This is a genomic window from Novosphingobium colocasiae (assembly GCF_014652555.1).
GTDB lineage: Bacteria > Pseudomonadota > Alphaproteobacteria > Sphingomonadales > Sphingomonadaceae > Novosphingobium > Novosphingobium colocasiae.
In genome coordinates this window covers 1-16,533 of the sequence record NZ_BMZA01000024.1, presented here as the reverse complement: position 1 = coordinate 16,533, position 16,533 = coordinate 1, and the positions used below count along the sequence as shown (strand labels likewise).

Genomic DNA, 16,533 nt, shown 5'->3' with positions numbered 1-16,533 from the left:
GTATAGCTCGCCATTCGTCCCTCCATCGCGGAAGGCCGTCACCGGGCAAAAGATTTCCGTGGCGCGAAGCGCGCATCCTTGAAACCGAAGTCTATCCGGGGTAGAGAGGGAGCACTTGGAGTTGCTTATCGACGTTTGCAGACGTCGGTTCTCTACCCTGAATTGGGATGCCCGGCCTTCGTGCCGGGCTTTCTTTTATGTGGTCACGGCCGCCCCTTCGCTGCGCAATGCCGGCCAGATGCCGGCGGGGCCCATTGTCGCAGCAAAAATCCTACATCGGAAGCGCTTGCGGTTCGTGCTTTCGAGTACAATGCACCGAAAAAGTTCGTGCTTTCGAGTAGGAATTGCCCTTTCGATTCGTGCTTTCGCGTAGGAATGAGCCCGCGCATTCGTGCTTTCGAGTAGGAATTGCCCGCCGGTCGCGAATCACCTGGGCGTGCTTCCTTCGGCGCATGCGGCACCGGCCCTCTCCCCCACCCGGCCTCCCATAGAATACTGCCGGCGGGTGGCCGGGTGGGGAGAGGGCCGGTGCCGCCGCGAAGCGCTTTGCGCGGCTCTTTCAGAGGAAGGAGGGGGCGTCCTGCTCGCCGATGCCGGCTTCGGCTTGCGCCTCTTCTGTCAGCGCCGGAGCGCGGCGCGTGATGATCACTTTCGCGCGGCCCGCCTTGCGCCCCGTCCGGCGTCCCGGTTCGCCTTCGGGTACCGGGGCATCGGCCGGCGCTTCCTCGATCAGTTGCAGGTGATAGTCGGGGATCGCCCCGGCGGCGGCGATCTGGCGCACGGCGATGCGGAAGTTGGCGAGATGGTTCTGGAAGCCGATCTGCAGGCGAAAGGTCGCCAGGTCGATTTCGAGCGGCTCGCCCTCGACGCAGGTCGAGCGCGCCACTTCGTAGATCCGCCGCTCGATCGGACCGAGCTGGAAATAAGTGGAAGCATAATCAAGCACTTGCCGATCGCGCAGGATTGCCCTGAACAGCCAGTCACATAGCCGCACCTTCACGGCTTTCAGCCGCTTATCGCCGCTGCGCGTGCGGGCATATTGCAGCCGCGCCTCGGACAGCCACGAGAAGAACCCTTCCTCGCCCTCGCCGCCGGCCTCGATGTTGGTGCGGATCTGCGTGCCCTGCAGTCGCTCCAGCGCATCGGCGAGGCGGGCATAGGAGCGGGCCGAATGGTTGGCCCCGGTGACGCTGAACAGGTCGTGCGCGGTGAACACGAAATCCTGCGCCACCGCCGCCCCCTGGTCGAGCTTGGCCGCCATCAGCGAGGCGATGTAGAGCACGATCTCCTTGTCATAGATCGTCGCCACCCCGCGCGCACTCGGCCGCACCTCGATCGAGACATCGCCGGTGGCATAGGCCAGCGGCTTCATCCAGGCGTTCTTACTGAGCGCGAAGAACGGAAACGCCATGAGCGAGCGCTCCCCCCGGATCTCGCCGGTGAGCGGGCTATCGAGCAGGAACAGCTCGCCTTGGGGCGTGGGCGGGGTCATGGCCTGCGGTATCTCACGCCGGGGAGGGGGAGGGAAGGGGGCAAGGCCGGCGGGGGAATTCCTACTCGAAAGCACGAATGGGGTGAGAGCAGGACATTCAACATTGGCTCCCGGCAAGAGCGGAGAGACACAAACCGTTAAGCCACGAGATCAAGCACAAGAAGATGGTTCACGGACGCCGGATGCTGGCCCGACCGGCGTTCTCACGCTTGGCACTCCGCAAGGTCAGAACCGCCACGATCAGAAAAATGTACAAAGCGAAACTCTCCCGCATGTAGACGGTCAACGCAACCTCCGTGCCTGCGGCGATGGCCAAGGAAATGGTGAGCACTGTAAAGGCACCCCAAACATTACTTTCTTCACCGTTCTTTGCCCATGCTGCAGCAGTTCTAACCAGAACCCACAACAATAACATGTTTATTGTTAAGCCGAATATCCCAGTATCAGCAAGAATCTGAAGATAGCTATTGTGAAGTGTGGCAGTCGTTTTTGTGATCGTTTGGTAATCCGTGAACATATCTTTATATTTTAGATACATCCCGCTGGTGTTTTGCCCCAACAGCCCGTATCCGAAAAATCGGTGAAAATCGTCCGCCTTCAGCCAGACCGCCCAAAAGCCGTCCCAAATATGCTCGCGACCGGTGAACATCCCATAATATGATTTTCGCTGATCTAGGAACGACAGCCAGAGAAAATCCTTTGATAAGGTTATAGCGGGCGGTAGCGCAGGAATAACAACCGCAATCGTTGCGAGGACAGAAGGAAATGACCGGAACAGCGTGAATAATCCAAGCGCCGCGAAAGCAGCAATAGCGAAAGATTTAGCATCTATCAGTAATAGTAGAAATAAGCTGATCGCAGCCAAACCTATCGTAATCGACTTGGATCGAGGTTTACGAAGAGCTGCAAGCGAGATAACCGCCATCGGCGCCACCGCCGCTCCATTCACATTAGTAGAAATGGCCGGTATAAATCTTTGCACATGCAGACCGAGCAGGCTCAGCGCCTGAGCCTCGGTTTGTAGGGATGGCAGATCATCCGTGAGCTTATTCTTGATGCCCATAATCAGCAAGACAATCTGAGTGAAGCACAGGAAGCCTAGCGCGAAAAACATGGCTTTTTCCAGCGCCGAGGCTCCGTCAAATTTTCGGATGGCAGTTATGAACATTCCACTCAAGGCGGCCGTGGTTAAACAAAGGATATAGTAAACCTCGTCACTATGCGCCCGATCCGTTACAACCGAATCAGTCGAAGAGTTTGCACGAATAGCTGCAAACACGAAGGTAATTACCATAAGTGCGGCCGGCACCAAGAGACCAAACGATGAGCGAGGAAGGCGAATTTTAGCTAAACCTAGGAAATATAAACCGGACATCAATCCGATAACTAGGGCAAGCAAACCCAACGGCAGCGCCAACGGCAGACCCAGACCAGAAGATATGCCCGTCACGGAGAATACCAGGAAAAACAAGATCCCCACCAGAACAACCGGCCAACTCTGCATGGCTACCTTTTCTCCATCACGACGGTTGACCAGGTATGGCTGGAAAGCGACATCCGCTGGATATGGGAACTTGACCGCCCACCTCTCGACATTAAGTAATTCACTTTAAACGGAACTTTCGGAAATGGTAGAGGGATTTCACCCTCGGTTGGCCGATTGCTTGGTAACACATGCATGATTGTAAGGGTCCCGTACGATCTGATGACCGTTTCCATTCCCGAACGCTTTAGAGTGTTTAGCCCGTCGGCAGTTAGGATGTCTTCAGGCAGATAATTTGCCTCCTCAGCTCCCGAAAGGAGCGGACCTAACGCCCGGACCTGAGCATATACGTCAAAAAAATCCTCCGTCGCACCGAAGAATCGCGGTCGCCCGGAACCCATATAAATGTCCCACGGGATAATCGAACTCCCCCCCAACGCGTGTGCCGCGGAAATAAGAAGACGATTAAGATATACGTCTCCAGTCCTAAACGTAAAAACCTGCATCCATTCTTTTTTCCGATAATTATTAAATAAAGATTTTATTGATATATAACTGCAATTATCTTCTTGAATTTCACAAATTCCAAAATCAAATGCAGTGGAAGGCTCGCCCATATCTCCATTGTAGTTATTGCAAGATATTATTATGCGCTTTCCGTTGATTTCATCAAGCTTTTGCCGAAAATTACTTATGAAGTCCAAAAGGCTGCGCTTTTGAATGTCAAGCATTTGATTTTTCAAGGACAATCCGTACTTTTTCGCGGCAGCCCTGCAAAAATCACACCAACACCCCCCCCATGAAACAGACTGCACTGCGCCGGCAGGATCGTCAAACTGCAAATAATCACACCCTGCGGACAGCGCATTTTGAGCCATGTGCAATAATATCAGAAGAAAATCTGGATTATTTACACAACCCCAGTTCCGCCCCTCCCCTGACATCCAAGGGGCGACAATAAAATCGCCTCTATAGTTCTGCTGCCTACCTCTCAAATATGTTGGTCGAGTGCTTCCTGGTATGTCTGGCGGGCACATGTTGATTGTGCCCCCAATGACATTGAGACCAAAAATTTTTGCCTGCCGTAAAAAGTCCTTATTGGTTGAGTATGTCCAATCAAGACGGTTCGCACCGAGAGCTTTGGCTATCGGCAGTGCTTTGGGATCCCCAAAGCGGGATGAAAAGCAAACGTCTGATGCAGTAGGTATTATCGTCTTATCGAGGAGCGCTGACTCCGATAGCCCGGCCGCTTTAGGCAGGCCCAGCATCGCCCATCCCCCTCCCACCAAAGCAGCGCGTCGGGATAGGTGAGAAATGCTCATCTCGCCAAGGCTCCTCCCAGCGCCAAACTCATCGCGAGGATCAGTCCCAAGGCGACAGCAGGCAAAACGGCAGAGCGAATGTCTGCCTTTGGCCAAGGGATGTCAAATCGGCGGACGGCCATGCGGGTCGGCAACCAGGCATAGAGCGGCAACAGGCTGAGCAAATTCGCCAGCGCGGCCCCCTTCGTTCCCGCCAGGGGAATGAGGGCTACGCAGAACAGGATATTGAAGACACCCGTCAGTCCGTCCAGCCAGTGCCAGGTGACGTGATTGGTTATCGTATAATGTTGAAGATGAGCCGCGCCGTAGCGTTGAACCATCAGACCTGCCGCCAAAAGCGCCCATGTGGGCACGTCTACGAATGCATGCCTCCATCCGATAATCGGCAGTAGGGGTATGGCGAAGGCCACGCCTCCGGCCAACATGGTGGTTACCCAGAGGGAGCGGGCACGCGCTGCCTCGGCTTGGCGGTTGTGCGCGGCGGTCTCACCTCGCGCATAGTGGCCTGCCATAGTATGCAGTGCGGATTGAAGCGGGGCGGCGCTCAGCATCATCATCACGGAGATACCGTTGAGGGCCAGCAGATAGCCTGCGGTCTGGGCCGGGCTGACAAATTGGGCCAGGACGATGCCCGCCCCCTGGCGGGCGCCCGTACTCAGCAGAGAACCCAGCCCTGCGCGCCAAGCAGGAGGCCACACACGACCTGCAATCTGCCCGATCGGCGTGCGGGCGGGCGTATGCAGAAAAGTCCTCCAGCCTTTGGCATCCGCCATCCGGGCGAGAAGGATGGCGGAAATCGCAATGGGCAGCTGCGATGCCAGCGCCATTATCAAAAGGGATCCCGTCGCAAGGATCGCCAATGTCGATAAGAGACCGCTGATGACCCAGGACAGGCCGTCGTTCATTCGTGGCCGGGCTATTTCACCCAAACCGTTCAGAAAGGTCAGGCGGGACAGGATGATGATGCGCAGCGGGCTGCTGAGTGCAATGACCAGCCATGCGCCCCAAACGTCACTTGCGTCCGGAAGCCGCCGCGCCACTGTCATCACCGACCATGTGCCAAGAGTGAGCATGGCGACCGTTACAACGATGGCCGCCCCTCCGAAGACGATCCGCATCAATCTTGCCAGATCGCCCACGCTTACCTGCTGCTCTGCCACATGACCATGACCGTGGGCACTTTCCGCAACCGCGAGCATGCGCACCAAAATCTGGGGGGCACCGAGGAAAAGCAGGTTCTGCATGCCAATCAGCGTCGTCGCCAACAGCCAGAATGCGGCGGTGGTGCTGCCGACATGATATAAGGCTGGCACCGGCAGCAGGTAGCTGCCCGCTCTTGCGAAACTTGAAAAGGCGAGCATCGCCGGCGGCGAATTGGTGATCTTCGTCAGCTTGCGAAACGGCGCTCCGCCCGGATAGACCGTCCGGGCGTCAGTCACGCAGTCTTATCCGCAGGGTCTGACCTTGAACCCCGTCATTTTGCAAACCGAACTGGGCGCTGGTGGCATAGAGAATGGCGTCATCAGCAAAGGCAATGCTTGTCGGGCGCATCACTGGCAACTCTACCTGATGCACAATGCTGCCGGTCTCGTCGAATGCCCTCAGACAGGCACCGTCCCAGAAAGCCACCCACAACAGGTTGTCTGGTCCGATTATCATGCCGTCGGGGCAACCATCTCCCGCCTCGAATTGACGCCAAGGGGCCAAGCCCGTCACCCCGGCTCCGGCGTCATAGTTTCCCCGATAGATGATCTGCGCGGCACTGTCCGTCAGATAGACTTTGGCGTTGGCGGCATCAAAAGCTGGTCCATTGGTTACCGTAAACGCCGGCGTATCCAGTCTCCGACGACTGCTGCCGTCTGTAGCAAAACGCCACCACCTCCCAGACTGAGCATCCTCATCCACACGCATCGTGCCTGCCCAGAGATAACCATCAGGATCAAGGGCACCATCGTTGAATCGCATGCCCGGCTCATCAAGCGGTAGCAGCGAGTGGAAGTTGAAGCCTTCACCCTGGCGCTTGAGGTGCCCGAACGTGGAAGCGAGGGTAACCAGCAAATCGCCTTCGGTGCCGAAAGGAATGGCGCGGGTGATCCATTCGCTCATAGTCCAGTTGTGTAGCCTGCCGCTTTGGGGATCATGCTTGAAGAGCGTTTTTCCTCGGATATCCACCCACCATAGGCTTTGATCGGCGGCATTCCAAAAGGCCCCTTCCCCGAGTTCGCAAGGGCGCGCGCCGGGTATCTGTTCGATGACCGGTGCCATCACTCTGGATCGTGCAATCGCGAGAGGATGCCGCCATCGGCGTAGATCGTGGTGCCCGTACAGAAATGGGCTTCGCTTGCCAGCGATACAGCCATTCGTGCAATTTCTTCGGGGTTTGCCACGCGGTTGAGCGGATGCACTGCGCCCAGTTGCGTCAAACCTGCGGGGTTGTCCTTGAACCCCGCGACCAACATTTCGGTGGCCGTTGCCGCCGGTGCCAGGCAGATCACCCGGCATTGGGGTCCTAGATCGACCGCGAGCGCCCGCGTCAGGCCATGTATCGCCGCCTTGCTGGTGGCATAGCTGACAAAGCCAGGTTTGGTTGCGGTGGCGTGGACCGAACCAATGTTCAGCACGCATCCTCCTGGTTCCAGAAAGCGCAAGGCCAACTGAGACAGACGAAACGGAGCCACGAGATTGATGTCAAGCGATCGCCGGAAGCTGTCTAGCGAGATGTCCGGTGTTCTGCCGAGAATCTGGGCTGCGGCATTGTTGACCAGCGCAGATAACGGCCGGCCATCGAGAGCCTGTTCCAGCGCCGCGGCAAACTGTTCACCAGCGCTTGCATCAACGGCCACTTCAGCGAGATCGCACGCCAAAAAAGCATCGCACGTCACCCTGTTGCAAGCCAGGTCGCTTCCGATCACATAATATCCGCCCTCATGGAAGGCCTCGACCATCGCTTTGCCGATGCCGCCACCTGCACCGGTGACAAGGACAACTTTCATCCTTCCAGACCAAGAAACGCGAACATGCGCTCTATTGCCAGCAAGCTGACGCGGCGGACGGCATCGCGCGTATTGGAAGCGTTATGTGACCCGAAAATGTTGAACGGGTAGGCACGAAGCGGACTGTCGACCGGCAGTGGCTCCACTTCAAAAACGTCAAGCGCTGCCGAATGCACGATACCCCTTTCCAGAGCATCAATCAGCGCGCTTTCCTTGATCACCGGCCCGCGCCCGACGTTGACCACACGCACACCGGGCTTAAGCAGAGGCAGGATGTCGTCATTGAACATATGGTGGGTCGCGGGAACCAGCGGGCAGGTGAAAACTAGGAAGTCAGCCTCTTCCAGTCCTTCCGGCCACGTCTTTGAACGCAACGTATCGGTCGGCTCAGAGCTAAATGCGGGATCATAAACATTCAGGATCATTTCCGCAGCCAGAAGGCGCGTCGCGGTGCTCCGCCCGATATCCCCATAGCCCACGAGCGCAACTGTCTTGCCAGCAAGCGAGATGCCTGCCGGTTTGGGCCATTCACCCGCATTGCGTATTTGCCGATCGATATAGAAGCTGTGCCGCGCCAGGCCGCCGACGTAGTTCATCGCCAGATCCGCCACTTCACGCCCGAAAACACCCGGCGTGTTGCAGGACTTCAAGCCGAGATCGGCTGCCGCCTTGAAATCGACGTTATCGACACCGACGCCCCACTTAACGATCGCCGAGAGCTTTCCGCCAGCACCCGCTTCCAGAACCTTGCGCGAAGCTGGATCATCACCGATGATCCAGCCATCGAATTCCGGCAACAACGCTTCTAGTTCATCTTCCGTCATGATCTGCACCACCTTGGCGGCATGCAAATCTACCCCGGACTTTTCGAACAATGGCCGGAACTCGTCGATCATCCCCAACATGGGAGGGCAGGTAACAAGAACCTTCATAACGCCCGCTCCGCTTGCAGCTTGTAAGTACCAACCGCTTCAGCCACCTCCCACTGCTCGGGCGTGTCGATATCGATGGACTCGAGCATGGGCGTCTCAAACATCATCGGCTTGCCGCCGATCCGTGCGTTGGTTGCCGCAAAGCTTGCCTTGCTGAAGACATAGAGATTCGAGTTCTCCTCAAACCAGGGCTCCAGATCCTGCGTGCGCAAAAGGACGTTGGGATCATGATTTACCGCACTGCCATCTTGGCGATAAAAACGGGTCTGTATCTTGTTCACGGTGAAAAGGGAGTCTGCCGTTCCTTGCTCGACCGCTTCGCCATAGGCTTGAAGTGCCTTTTGAATCGTTCCCGCCGAAAGAAACGGATTGGTGGTGTGCGTCATCAGGTAAGCCTGAGCCTCGACCGCCGCGAGATCATCTTCGATGATGGTGTTCATGGGCACGAAGTCACCGCAAATCTCAGGTCGCCGGTCACGTACAAGGACTTTCCCGCCTCCGAACCCATCGACCAAGCCATTACTAGCCAGAATATCCCGCGCATCCGTATTGATGATGATCTGATCAATTTCATCAACTGAAACAAGTGAATCCAGCACCCAGCGAAACAGCGGTTTGTTAACCAGAACCCTGAAGTTCTTGCCAGAAACTCGCGCGCTGTGCGCCTTCATAGGAAGCAAAGCTACGATTTTTGCCACAGAATTATCCCGTTAATTTATTTTGGATAAAAATACTTCTCTTTTGATGCGCGCGATAACTCGCGATGTAAATGATTTCCTCGATACGTACCCATGTATTGCATCGCCCGGAACATTACGATGCCCGCCATTTCGCGGTGCAAGCACCGCTCCTTCAGGGCCGCCGCAAAATCGAACAATATGCCGGCTGCAGTGTATCGCAGGCAGTCTCGCACACCCAGCGTCACCTCAGGCATGATATCGCGCAGAGCCAATGCCTCTCGCTCATAACGACGCCGGACCTTCTCCCATGACTCTTCATGGATGTGCTCAACCGCCGCATCCGGAACATAAGAGATGGCATGACCTTTGGAATATAGCCGCTTTGCCAATTCCATGTCTTCAAGACCTGTTAAATTTTCATCAAATCGATCGTCATCCCAGACTTTTTTACTCAAAGCCGAGTTGGCGTTATTACAAAAAAAACCTCCTTGCTGCAAACTCGACACAGAAGGAAAATATTTATCAAATAACTGTCGCTCAGAGAACTTCGTAATTCCTGTGAGGCCAATTTGTCGGCCATAGCTGTAACTACATTCGCCCCGAGCGACAGGAGAAACTAGATTGGCCAACCATTGCCTCCCTACGGGAATGCAATGGCCGCTTATAAAAACTAGCCACTTTCCTCTTGCGGCAGAGCACCCATAATTGAGTGAGCGGCCAAATGTGAACTGCGATTTTTCGATAGTCACCATGCGGCACCCGCGTGCCTCAGACAATTCATAGGTTCGATCGGTCGATCCTGAATCAACTACGATGGTTTCCGCCGTCATCCCACTCAAATCTTGGTCAGCTATCGCGTCGAGCAATTGCGGCATCCACTGCGCTTCGTTAAGCGTTCGGATAACGATGCTGATATCGACAGAATTTCCCATGACGACCGTCTCTCTACGCCGATAGGGCCTTTTCCAAGGGCATTTTTTCGAACACGTTGCACGCTCCATCGATTGTCGCGTCGATAATGCGGCGTCCGTTTTTCTCAAACATTGTGCGTGCTTCTCGATACGCGAGTTCCGATCTATAGAGATCTGGAAGCTGCCACTTTATTCCTTTGGGAAAATAGTCTGGGTGGACGTGATCATCGTCTTTTTCCGCCGAACGGATCTCAGATGCATTGGGCGTTCCCACTGCAGAGAACCGGTGATCCATGCCGATAATAATCACTTTTGCAAAACCCATGTAGAAGGCAAGCTGAAGTGAGACATACGTGACGGTGCCACCGGACGTGATGGGTCTTGTGAGATCCGGCTGAAAAGAGTCTCTGAAGGATGGCGGTATTCGGAAATATAAAAATCCGTCATTCTCCGGCAGCTTACGGCGATGCGTGAAATCGACAAATTTCACCATCTCCAACCCTTTAATGTCTTCTGAAAATTGATCTAGGACTAGATGGTTTATGGAAGTAAAATATGTCGGCACAAAGCCCCATGAATCAAACATTATGTATGATCGATTCATACATATCGATTTTTGTTCTTTAACAAGATTCATATCCACACGGTTCAATGACGGGCCGTTGCAGATAACAACGACGCACTCGCCGGCACATGAGTCTCTTAGACGCTCCAAGCGTGCACGATTTCTCCGGGCATCGGCCCCGAAGGCCCATTCCCAGCGGACCGCTTGATCGCGAATTCTTCGCTCGATCGCATGTTTGGCGCGATCGAACGTAATTTCGCCTAATGCCATTCTCATTTGCAGGAATCTCCGGGCTTCGGCGCCATCGCTAGACGCCTCCATAAGGCGCTCCGCGCAACCATGAAGACAAACTTAGGCGCCTGAATAAGATATCGGCGCCAGAGGCGCCGTGGCTCGCGTGCAAGGCGATAGGCCCATTCAAGCCTCGCTTCACGCATCCAGAGGGGGGCCCGTTTCACGGTGCCCGTATGAAAATCGAAAGCGGCTCCGACGCCGATCAGCGTTTGGGGCAGGTGCTTGTAATGATCGCGCATCCACACGTCCTGCTTGGGGCTTGATATCCCCACCCACACCACATCCGCGCCTGACGATTTGATCCTTTCAATCACAGCCTCATCTTCTGCTCCGGTAAGTTCGCGAAATGGTGGGCACTCTGCTCCTGCAACTCGAAATCCCGGATAGCGTCGTATGAAAATCTCAGCTAGTTCTTGAGCGACTCCTTCCCGTCCCCCATAGAAGTAATGTGACATACCATTTTCGATGGACCGCTGCGCTACTAAGTCAATTAGATCTGGCCCGCTAGTCTGCTCAACAGGCAACCCTCTCAATTGCCCTATGAGCGCAATATATGAACTGTCGGGAGTGATCATTGCCGCTTCAAAGTGAAGGTCTCGAATTGCCGAGTCCCCATTAATAGCCATCAAACTGGGCACATCGCGGATGCATACGAAGCGCCCTACATCGTCTTGTGCCCAAGCTTCGATTGTCTGAGCTGCCTGCGTAATTGTTGTGACGGTAATTGGCACACCCAGTACGTCATATGTGGCTAATTTGCCGTACATGTTTAGTGCGCTCCTCGAACTACGTCAGCGCACTGTCGATAGGGACTGAAGCGGCGCAACATTGGTCAGAAACCAGGCGTAGGTGTTCTTCACTCCATGGGAGAGATCAACTGATGGATGCCATCCCATGTTCTTCAACCGACTTGAATCCATGAGTTTGCGCATGGTGCCATCGGGCTTGCTTGCGTCGAACACGATCTGCCCCTGGAAGCCAGTGACTTGGCTCACCAGTTGAGCCAGTTCGCGAATCGTCACATCCTCGCCGTAGCCTACGTTTATGTGACTGAGCATCGGTTGAGTGTTCGCCTCGTAGCTTGCCTTGTCGAGATCGAAAACGAACAACGATGCCTCGGCCATATCATCGACGTGAAGAAACTCCCGACGCGGGGTGCCGCTGCCCCAGATCGCGACTTCCTTGGCACCGCTCTGCACCGCCTCGTGGAAGCGACGGATCAGAGCAGGCATCACGTGACTGTTCTCAGGATGGAAGTTGTCACCCGGACCATAGAGATTGGTCGGCATGACACTGCGGTAGTCGGTACCATACTGCCGGTTGTAGCTCTCGCACAGCTTGATGCCGGCGATCTTGGCGATTGCGTAGGGCTCGTTGGTGGGCTCGAGGATGCCGGTCAGCAGCGCATCCTCGCGCATGGGCTGGGGTACCGCGCGCGGGTAGATGCACGAGGAGCCCAGGAACAGCAGGCGCTGAACCCCTGCCGCATAGGCCTGGTGAACGACGTTAGCCTCAATCATCAGGTTCTCGTAGATGAACTCGGCCGGGTAGGTGTTGTTGGCGTGGATGCCGCCCACCTTCGCCGCCGCCAGCACCACCCCGTCAAGCTGCTGGCCCGCGAAGAAGGTGCGCACCGCAACTTGGTCGGTCAGGTCGAGCTCGGCGTGTGTGCGGGTGACCACCTCGACCCCGCGCTCGGTCAGCTTGCGGGCGATGGCTCCGCCCACCATCCCGCGATGTCCTGCGACGTAAACGCGCATGTCGGCTTCTCCTTCAGCCTTCCAGCGACACGGGGATGTTGTAGCCGTGCTCTTTGAGGAGCGCGTGGCGCTTGGCGACCTTGAGGTCCTCCGCGACCATCTCGGCGCACATGGTCTGTACGCTGATCTCCGGAACCCAGCCAAGCCGCTCTTTGGCTCTAGCCGGATCTCCCAGCAGGGTGTCGACCTCGGCGGGGCGGAAGTAGCGCGGATCAATGCGCACGATCACATCGCCGACCGCGACCGACGGCGCATCCCCCCCAGTGACAGCCTCGACGATGCCGACCTCGTCCACGCCCTCGCCTTCGAAGCGCAAGGTGACGCCCAGGTGCTGGGCGGACCAAGCGATGAACTCGCGCACCGAGTACTGGACGCCGGTGGCGATAACGAAGTCCTCGGCCTGGTCCTGCTGCAGCATCATCCACTGCATGCGCACGTAGTCCTTGGCATGGCCCCAGTCGCGCAAGCTGTCGATGTTGCCCATATACAGGCAAGGTTCGAGCCCTTGCGCGATGTTGGAGAGCCCGCGAGTGATCTTGCGCGTCACGAAAGTCTCGCCACGCCGCGGGCTCTCGTGGTTGAACAGCACGCCGTTGCAGGCATACATGCCATAGGCCTCGCGGTAGTTCACCGTGATCCAATAGGCGTAGAGCTTGGCGACGGCATAAGGCGAGCGCGGATAGAACGGCGTCGTCTCGCGTTGCGGAATCTCCTGGACCAGACCGTATAGCTCGGAAGTCGAGGCCTGGTAGAAACGGGTCTTCTTCTCGAGCCCGAGGAAGCGGATCGCCTCGAGCAGACGCAGGGTGCCCAGGCCATCGACATCGGCCGTGTACTCGGGCGCCTCGAAGCTGACCGCAACGTGGCTCTGCGCACCGAGGTTGTAGACCTCGTCGGGCTGGATCTGCTGGATAATGCGCGTGAGGTTCGAGGTGTCGGACAGGTCGCCGTAGTGCAACTTCAGGTCCGGCGAAGGGGCATGGGGGTCCTGATAGATGTGATCGATCCGCTGCGTATTGAACAGCGAGGCCCGGCGCTTGATGCCGTGCACCTCGTAGCCCTTCTCAAGCAGGAATTCGGCAAGGTACGAACCATCCTGGCCTGTAACACCCGTAATCAGGGCTACCTTCTTACCGTTCAATTCACGTCCCCTTCAAAAACGAATGCACTCGTATCTCGGTTCAGTCCGAACCAAACAAGACGCAGACGGAAACCTTCTTGCACATTCGCGATCTCGACAGTCATGCTGTCAGCGATAATCGCGCTCGTTCCACCTTCCATGCGACGTCGGAGAGCCGAAAATAGCCCTTGCGTGCAGCAAACTGCTTGGTGTCCTGGGCTAGGAAACAGCCAGGGCCGAAAACTGCGACGGTCATGCCAGGCTTACCTGTTTCCTAGTTCCGAGCGATCATGCTGCATGTGCACAATTATCGTATAAGTGACTATTCCCGTTCCGAACAGAGGCTATTTGCAGAGCTCAAGAGGGTGCGAAACTCATCGCCAAGAGGCGGCAAAGCGTCGCATAATGGCACCTAGCAATTCCTCCGGCACGCGGGCCAACATGTGCCTCACTTGGATAGCGCCTGAAGCGGCATCCAGGCGTAGCGGAGCGGCATTCTCAGTGCGCCGGTGATCAGGGCGCGCTCGAGCTCTGGGAACACAGTCAGCACCATACGCCAGCCTCAATCCGACCCGAACAGATCGCGCGTGAACACCTTGTCCTTCACGTCCTCGATCTCGGCGGTCATGCGGTTGGCGATGATGACGTCGCATGCCTCCTTGAAGGTCGCCAGGTCGCGCTCCACCTTCGATCCGAAGAATGTCGCATCCTTCATCGCCGGCTCGTAGATTACCACCTCGATGCCCTTGGCCTTGATCCGCTTCATGATGCCCTGGATCGAGGACTGTCGGAAATTGTCCGATCCGGCCTTCATCACGAGGCGAAACACACCGACTTTCGCCGGTTTGCGGGCGATGATCTGGTCGGCGAGGAAGTCCTTGCGGGTGCGGTTGGCGTCAACGATCGCGCGGATCAGGTTTTGCGGCACTTCGGAGTAGTTGGCCAGAAGCTGCTTGGTGTCCTTGGGCAGGCAGTAGCCACCATAGCCGAAGCTGGGGTTGTTGTAGTGCCGGCCGATGCGCGGATCGAGACCGACGCCCTCGATGATCTGGCGCGTGTCCATGCCGTGAGCGATCGCATAGCTGTCGAGCTCGTTGAAGAAGGCGACCCGCATGGCGAGGTAGGTGTTGGCGAAAAGCTTGATCGCCTCGGCCTCGGCGGGATCGGTGAAGAGGATCTCGACGTCCTGCTTCTCCGCACCCTGCAGCAGCAAGTCTGCGAAGATCCGCGCCCGTTCGGAGCGCTCGCCGACGATGATGCGGGATGGGTGGAGGTTGTCGTAGAGCGCGCGGCCTTCGCGCAGGAACTCGGGGCTGAAGATCACCTGATCGGTGCCGAGCCGCCGGCGCACGTCCTCGACGAAACCGACCGGTATGGTCGATTTGATGACGATCGTCGCCGCCGGGTTGGCGGCCTTGGCGATCTCGATCACCGCCTCGACCGAGGAGGTGTCGAACTTGTCGCTGTCGACATCGTAATTGGTCGGCGTGGCGACGATCACATAATCGGCACCGGCGAGCGCCGTTTGCGGGTCAGTGGTGGCGGTGAGGTTCAGCGACCGGGTCGCCAGGAACTCCTCGAGCTCGGCATCGACGATCGGCGACTTGCGGGCATTGACCAGATCGACGCGCGCCTGCGTGATATCGACCGCGGTCACCGCGTTATGCTGCGCCAGCAGCACGGCATTGGACAGGCCGACGTAACCAAGACCGAACACGGCAATCTTCATCCGGAAAAATCCTATCTCCCCTTGAGCAACACGCGCAGGGCTGCCTGCCCTTCCCGGCAGACAAGCGCCTATACGAGGCCCCATTCGCTGCGAACAGAGGATTATCCCGCATTTCAGCGGGCGACGGTGGCGGTCCAGCAAACGAGGGTTTTGCGGACAACCGCAATCTGTCCGTAAATTCAGCTTGCGCCACGGCATGATGGACACTTAGATTCCCGGACGGAATTTTCGGACAAGGATCACAACGGCCATGGCTCTGATCGGCTACGCCCGCGTCTCTTCCGCCGACCAGACCACCGCGCTCCAGCACGATGCGCTGAAAGCGGCGGGATGCGAACGGATCTTCGAGGACACGGCATCCGGAGCCCGTGCCGATCGGCCGGGACTGGCCGCCGCGCTTGCCTTCGCGCGCGCTGGTGACGTGCTGGTGGTGTGGAAGCTGGACCGGCTAGGCCGCTCGCTCTCGCATCTGATCGTCACGGTGGCCGATCTGGCCGGGCGCGATGTCGGCTTCCGCTCGGTCACCGAGGCGATCGATACGACCACCGCCGGCGGACGCCTGGTGTTCCACCTGTTCGGCGCGCTCGGCCAGTTCGAGCGTGACCTGATCCGCGAACGCACCCATGCCGGCCTTGCCGCCGCTGCCGCGCGGGGACGCAAGGGCGGGCGTAAGCCGGTGATCAGCCCTCCCCTGCTCGCCAAGGCGCGGCGGATGATCGAGCAGGGCCTGACCGTGCGCGAAGCCGCCGGACGGCTGCGCGTGGGCAAGAGCACGCTTTACGCGGCGTTGCGAGCGTAAGTGGCTTGTTCCGCCCTGCCGCGCCGGATTGCTGGGAGCGTGGGCTTTGCCGGTCAGACTGGGTCTGACGTCGGGAGGGGCAGAGTTGTGCGGATTTTGGGCGTTGTCCGACTGGGTCAGACAACCGCTTTCAGGATAAAATCATGGATTTCCGCCACTTTGTAACGGCTCCTGCCGTGTACGGTCTGCACCCTTCCCTATGATCTCAATCGATGATGGATCACGGTTCCTGGCCTTGCCTGAATTGGGCAAGGGCCTTCAGCACCGGGCGCAGCCTGCGCTCACCCGCATGGCGCTGCCAGCAGGCACGTCCCCTCGCGTGCGAACTGCACCTCGCCCAGCGACATCGCGAGCGCGCAGCCGCCGGGGGCCACGTCCTGACCGGCGACGGTCACGCTGCCCTCGCGCGGGATCACCAGCACAGCGCCGGGATAGCGGGCCATCAGCGCCGCA

General features: G+C 57.4%; 15 protein-coding genes. 1 reads left to right on the top strand and 14 read right to left on the bottom strand.

Annotation, left to right across the window (positions count from 1 at the left end; all coding sequences use genetic code 11):
• Positions 1 to 559: 559 nt before the first annotated feature.
• The 14 genes from IE122_RS17005 to IE122_RS16940 all read right to left on the bottom strand — a co-directional run bounded on the left by IE122_RS17005 (position 560) and on the right by IE122_RS16940 (position 15,281).
• Positions 560 to 1,492 (bottom strand): replication initiator protein A, encoded by a 933-nt coding sequence (locus IE122_RS17005; protein ID WP_189622448.1) that lies wholly within the window; start codon positions 1,490 to 1,492, stop codon positions 560 to 562.
• Between the two features lie 169 nt (positions 1,493 to 1,661).
• Positions 1,662 to 2,996, bottom strand: coding sequence for an O-antigen ligase family protein (locus IE122_RS17000; protein WP_189622447.1), 1,335 nt, complete (start codon positions 2,994 to 2,996; stop codon positions 1,662 to 1,664).
• 2 nt (positions 2,997 to 2,998) lie between these two features.
• Positions 2,999 to 4,297, bottom strand: coding sequence for a hypothetical protein (locus IE122_RS16995; protein ID WP_189622446.1), 1,299 nt, complete (start codon positions 4,295 to 4,297; stop codon positions 2,999 to 3,001).
• On the bottom strand, positions 4,294 to 5,736 hold the full coding sequence (locus IE122_RS16990; RefSeq protein WP_189622445.1) for a polysaccharide biosynthesis protein: 1,443 nt from the start codon (positions 5,734 to 5,736) through the stop codon (positions 4,294 to 4,296). The genes IE122_RS16995 and IE122_RS16990 overlap by 4 nt, the downstream gene beginning before the upstream one ends.
• Complete coding sequence (locus tag IE122_RS16985; RefSeq protein ID WP_189622444.1) at positions 5,729 to 6,562, bottom strand: SMP-30/gluconolactonase/LRE family protein; 834 nt, start codon at positions 6,560 to 6,562, stop codon at positions 5,729 to 5,731. Before IE122_RS16985 ends, IE122_RS16990 begins: the two co-directional genes overlap by 8 nt.
• The gene (locus IE122_RS16980; RefSeq protein WP_189622443.1) at positions 6,562 to 7,290 is read right to left on the bottom strand and encodes an SDR family NAD(P)-dependent oxidoreductase; all 729 of its coding nucleotides are present in this window, start codon (positions 7,288 to 7,290) and stop codon (positions 6,562 to 6,564) included. The genes IE122_RS16985 and IE122_RS16980 overlap by 1 nt, the downstream gene beginning before the upstream one ends.
• Positions 7,287 to 8,186 carry an NAD(P)-dependent oxidoreductase gene (locus tag IE122_RS16975; protein ID WP_229814345.1) on the bottom strand — a complete coding sequence of 300 codons (900 nt, stop codon included), beginning with the start codon at positions 8,184 to 8,186 and terminating at the stop codon, positions 7,287 to 7,289. The genes IE122_RS16980 and IE122_RS16975 overlap by 4 nt, the downstream gene beginning before the upstream one ends.
• A gap of 32 nt (positions 8,187 to 8,218) precedes the next feature.
• The gene (locus IE122_RS16970) at positions 8,219 to 8,920 is read right to left on the bottom strand and encodes an acylneuraminate cytidylyltransferase family protein (protein ID WP_229814343.1); all 702 of its coding nucleotides are present in this window, start codon (positions 8,918 to 8,920) and stop codon (positions 8,219 to 8,221) included.
• Positions 8,921 to 8,937: 17 nt separating this feature from the next.
• On the bottom strand, positions 8,938 to 9,834 hold the full coding sequence (locus IE122_RS16965) for a glycosyltransferase family 2 protein (protein ID WP_189622441.1): 897 nt from the start codon (positions 9,832 to 9,834) through the stop codon (positions 8,938 to 8,940).
• A gap of 13 nt (positions 9,835 to 9,847) precedes the next feature.
• Positions 9,848 to 10,699: a 6-hydroxymethylpterin diphosphokinase MptE-like protein gene (locus IE122_RS16960; RefSeq protein WP_229814341.1), complete on the bottom strand. Its 852-nt coding sequence runs from the start codon at positions 10,697 to 10,699 to the stop codon at positions 9,848 to 9,850.
• Complete coding sequence (locus IE122_RS16955; protein ID WP_189622439.1) at positions 10,651 to 11,439, bottom strand: WecB/TagA/CpsF family glycosyltransferase; 789 nt, start codon at positions 11,437 to 11,439, stop codon at positions 10,651 to 10,653. The genes IE122_RS16960 and IE122_RS16955 overlap by 49 nt, the downstream gene beginning before the upstream one ends.
• 24 nt (positions 11,440 to 11,463) lie before the next feature.
• Positions 11,464 to 12,432 (bottom strand): GDP-L-fucose synthase, encoded by a 969-nt coding sequence (gene fcl, locus IE122_RS16950; protein WP_189622438.1) that lies wholly within the window; start codon positions 12,430 to 12,432, stop codon positions 11,464 to 11,466.
• 13 nt (positions 12,433 to 12,445) lie between these two features.
• Positions 12,446 to 13,573, bottom strand: coding sequence for a GDP-mannose 4,6-dehydratase (gmd, locus tag IE122_RS16945; protein WP_189622437.1), 1,128 nt, complete (start codon positions 13,571 to 13,573; stop codon positions 12,446 to 12,448).
• Between the two features lie 541 nt (positions 13,574 to 14,114).
• The gene (locus IE122_RS16940; protein WP_189622436.1) at positions 14,115 to 15,281 is read right to left on the bottom strand and encodes a nucleotide sugar dehydrogenase; all 1,167 of its coding nucleotides are present in this window, start codon (positions 15,279 to 15,281) and stop codon (positions 14,115 to 14,117) included.
• Positions 15,282 to 15,531: 250 nt separating this feature from the next.
• On the opposite strand from IE122_RS16940, the gene IE122_RS16935 reads away from it, so the two are divergent.
• A complete protein-coding gene (locus tag IE122_RS16935) occupies positions 15,532 to 16,080 on the top strand; it encodes a recombinase family protein (protein ID WP_189622435.1) in 549 nt (182 codons plus the stop codon).
• The last annotated feature ends 453 nt before the right edge of the window (positions 16,081 to 16,533 follow it).

Bases quoted from the DNA above. Each gene is read 5' to 3' on its own strand.
- IE122_RS16965 (WP_189622441.1), bottom strand. From the start codon at position 9,834: ATGGGAAATTCTGTCGATATCAGCATCGTTATCCGAACGCTTAACGAA.
- fcl (WP_189622438.1), bottom strand. From the start codon at position 12,432: ATGCGCGTTTACGTCGCAGGACATCGCGGGATGGTGGGCGGAGCCATC.
- IE122_RS16975 (WP_229814345.1), bottom strand. From the start codon at position 8,186: ATGATCGACGAGTTCCGGCCATTGTTCGAAAAGTCCGGGGTAGATTTG.
- IE122_RS16960 (WP_229814341.1), bottom strand. From the start codon at position 10,699: ATGGAGGCGTCTAGCGATGGCGCCGAAGCCCGGAGATTCCTGCAAATG.
- IE122_RS16995 (WP_189622446.1), bottom strand. From the start codon at position 4,297: ATGAGCATTTCTCACCTATCCCGACGCGCTGCTTTGGTGGGAGGGGGA.
- IE122_RS17000 (WP_189622447.1), bottom strand. From the start codon at position 2,996: ATGCAGAGTTGGCCGGTTGTTCTGGTGGGGATCTTGTTTTTCCTGGTA.
- IE122_RS16940 (WP_189622436.1), bottom strand. From the start codon at position 15,281: ATGAAGATTGCCGTGTTCGGTCTTGGTTACGTCGGCCTGTCCAATGCC.
- IE122_RS16935 (WP_189622435.1), top strand. From the start codon at position 15,532: ATGGCTCTGATCGGCTACGCCCGCGTCTCTTCCGCCGACCAGACCACC.
- IE122_RS16980 (WP_189622443.1), bottom strand. From the start codon at position 7,290: ATGAAAGTTGTCCTTGTCACCGGTGCAGGTGGCGGCATCGGCAAAGCG.
- IE122_RS16985 (WP_189622444.1), bottom strand. From the start codon at position 6,562: ATGGCACCGGTCATCGAACAGATACCCGGCGCGCGCCCTTGCGAACTC.
- IE122_RS17005 (WP_189622448.1), bottom strand. From the start codon at position 1,492: ATGACCCCGCCCACGCCCCAAGGCGAGCTGTTCCTGCTCGATAGCCCG.
- IE122_RS16955 (WP_189622439.1), bottom strand. From the start codon at position 11,439: ATGTACGGCAAATTAGCCACATATGACGTACTGGGTGTGCCAATTACC.